Source organism: Campylobacter sp. BCW_6871 (assembly GCF_001762325.1).
GTDB lineage: Bacteria > Campylobacterota > Campylobacteria > Campylobacterales > Campylobacteraceae > Campylobacter_D > Campylobacter_D jejuni.
This window is the reverse complement of sequence record NZ_MJWQ01000022.1, coordinates 1-2,693: the sequence shown is the minus strand read 5'-3', so window position 1 is coordinate 2,693 and position 2,693 is coordinate 1. Positions and strand designations below refer to the sequence as shown.

The 2,693-nt window shown below is 26.0% G+C and carries 2 protein-coding genes; both read right to left on the bottom strand.

The features are described from left to right. Positions 1 to 123 precede the first annotated feature (123 nt). Positions 124 to 885, bottom strand: a complete 762-nt coding sequence (locus AJ930_RS02410; protein ID WP_088306429.1) for a hypothetical protein — start codon at positions 883 to 885, stop codon at positions 124 to 126. Between the two features lie 8 nt (positions 886 to 893). Beyond that, positions 894 to 2,693, bottom strand: a 1,800-nt coding sequence (locus AJ930_RS02405) for a hypothetical protein (protein ID WP_261659481.1), incomplete at its 5' end; no start/stop codon positions are given.

Genomic DNA, 2,693 nt, shown 5'->3' with positions numbered 1-2,693 from the left:
ATAAAATCAATCTGTTTAACTTCTTTATTGTTGATTGTTAAATTTTTAATAGTTTGAATTAACTCTGTTTTAGAACTTATAAACATAAAAGATTCCTTATATAAAGCATTATTATATCATTTTTTATTTGCTAATATTTTTTGTCTCTCTATTAATCTCTCCTATCCACCTAAGCACATTGCCCTTATCATCAATCTCAACTTCTAAATCTTTGTATTTGTTGTAAAATTTAGGAGCTAAGATTTCTTGGAAGTATTTTGTGCCTTTTGGGGTTGTTGCTATCCAGATATTGTATTGTGACCAATATTGTGGTGTATCCCAAGAAGTGGGAGAAAACATTGTGCTACATCCATCTACAATAATATCATCATTCAAATTTCTTTCAAATCTTTCTTTATAAAAAAAATTATCTCTAAAATATATCCAAGCTTGATATTTATCTTCTTTATAATAAGATAAGTTTGAGGGATAATCTATTTTATTTCTATCTTCATCACAATAAGATCCAAAATCTATATAACCTGCTAGAAAAAGTTGCCCCAAGATATTAATATATTCACTTATATAGGTAGGTTTGGGTGTATTTAAAGAAGGAGTGTTGTTAAGACTATCAATATTATAAAATTGAATGATATTTGCATCTATTTCATGTCTTGCAAAAAATTCATCATCAATAAGTTTTAACAATAAATATTCAAATGCTAAGAGAATATCTGTTTTTGTTGTGTATCTTAAATATTCTAAAAGTAAATCCATTTCAGAAAAATATGGTTTATTATTTAATACTTTACTTAAATTTTCATAACTTTTATATCCTATATCATCTTTTTCTTTATAAGAAAAAATAGGATTACCCATTGCATATATTACTTTTATTCTTTTCACTTTTATTCCTATGGTTTAATATGAATAGTTTTATTGAGCTTTGGATTTTTGCCATAAATATTTATTGTTTCTCCCCCACTTCCAGAACCTGTTCTGTATATAATATCAATTCCATCATTCAATTTATATCTTATAAATTTTTCTTGCGTAATTTGTCCTGTTTTATGATTTTTTATAGGAATATATTTTTCTTCTAACTTTGTGGCATTTTTTATTAATTTTTGCCACAGTTCATCTAATTCTTTTTTATTTTTCAAAAGGCGAATATTCCCACTGCTATCTTTTTGTAGTTTTTCAATAATTTTCACTACTTCTTGTCGCGTTAAACCACTATTAAGTCTACTTGTAATTTTAAACATTGAATATAAACCTCTTAAAGCCGGAACAAATGTATAACTCACATCTTCCAAAGGTTTATCATTGAGTTCTAATTGACTAGGAAATACTATCTCAATAAACTCCCCACTGCCATCTTGTGTTTGTATTCTTATAACATTATCAGGGATGATTTCTTGAGCATTGTTTTCACTAGAACTTATATTATTGCTTTTTGTAGTGTTTGTGTATTTTGTGCCATTATTTATATTTACATCTTTATTTTTTGCTTTTATTTTGTTTTCACTAACCCCATTTACCACCACAAACTTACAAACATAAAACTCTTGTTTTCTATCTTCATCTTCTAAGATTTCATCTAGTCCTTGTGCGATTTGAAGTTTTAAATTTTGCATTTTTGCAGGAGCTAAAAAACTAAAATGATATTCGTTTAATTCTTTATTATCTTCTAAAGCATTTTTGATGATTTTATCATACTCATGTAGCTGTGTAAAATACCCTACTCCTAAATCTTTATTTTCAAATTCCTTATAAGCACTTTTATAAACTTTAGCAATGTTTTTTGGGATAATAAAATAAAGTTTGATTAAATTAGTATCAAAGCTAAGATTTAATTCTTTAAATTCATAATCTTTACTAAAGTCTTGTTTGAATTGATTAAGAATATTTATATCCTCTATATCTTTTAAATCTTTTAAATCTATATTAAATTCATTTAAAGCTTTATCTTGTTCTTTTTTTTCATTATTGATTAAAAGATTATAGATAGGTAAATTATCTTTTTGAAATCTATCACTTTTATAATGAAGTCTTATTATAGGCTCTTTTAACTCTATTTGATTTTTACTTTGTTCTCCTAAGCCCTCTTTAGGATCAAAGCTGTGATCAAATTTAAACTTAGTAGGAGTAAAGCTTACTTTTAAAGCAAAGCCTTTATCTGTTTTACAAGCTGAGATGAGTTCTTGCAAGATTGCAAATTCATTATTGACTTTCTTTTGAGATAAGGATCCTTTTACATTAACAACTTTAGTACAAGGAACACTTACACCTGCTATAGTATTAGGACAAGCTACTATACTAGAGTTTAATAAATCACTTTCTAGCATTATAGGCACACCATCATCTTTAAAAGTTTTTCCTTTGTTTGATTTAAGTATGACTTTACCTCCATGGATACATTCTAGGTTTTGATTTTCTAAAAGAGCATGAAGTTTAGCTATAGCTTGTTTTTTATCTACTTGTGTGGTTTTTTGTTCTTTTAAAGTGTTTGAAATTAAGTCTTTATACTCTAAGCTTTGTTTGCTTAAACATTCTAATTTAATATTTAAAGAATTTTCTATAATAGAATAATTAAGCAAACAAAGTTCATCATTTTTATAAAAGATACTAAGTCTTCCTAAACCACTGCTTTCATCTTTAGGAGAAAAATAATAACTAGGTGTATCTTGTTTTATAGTATTATCTTGATCTAA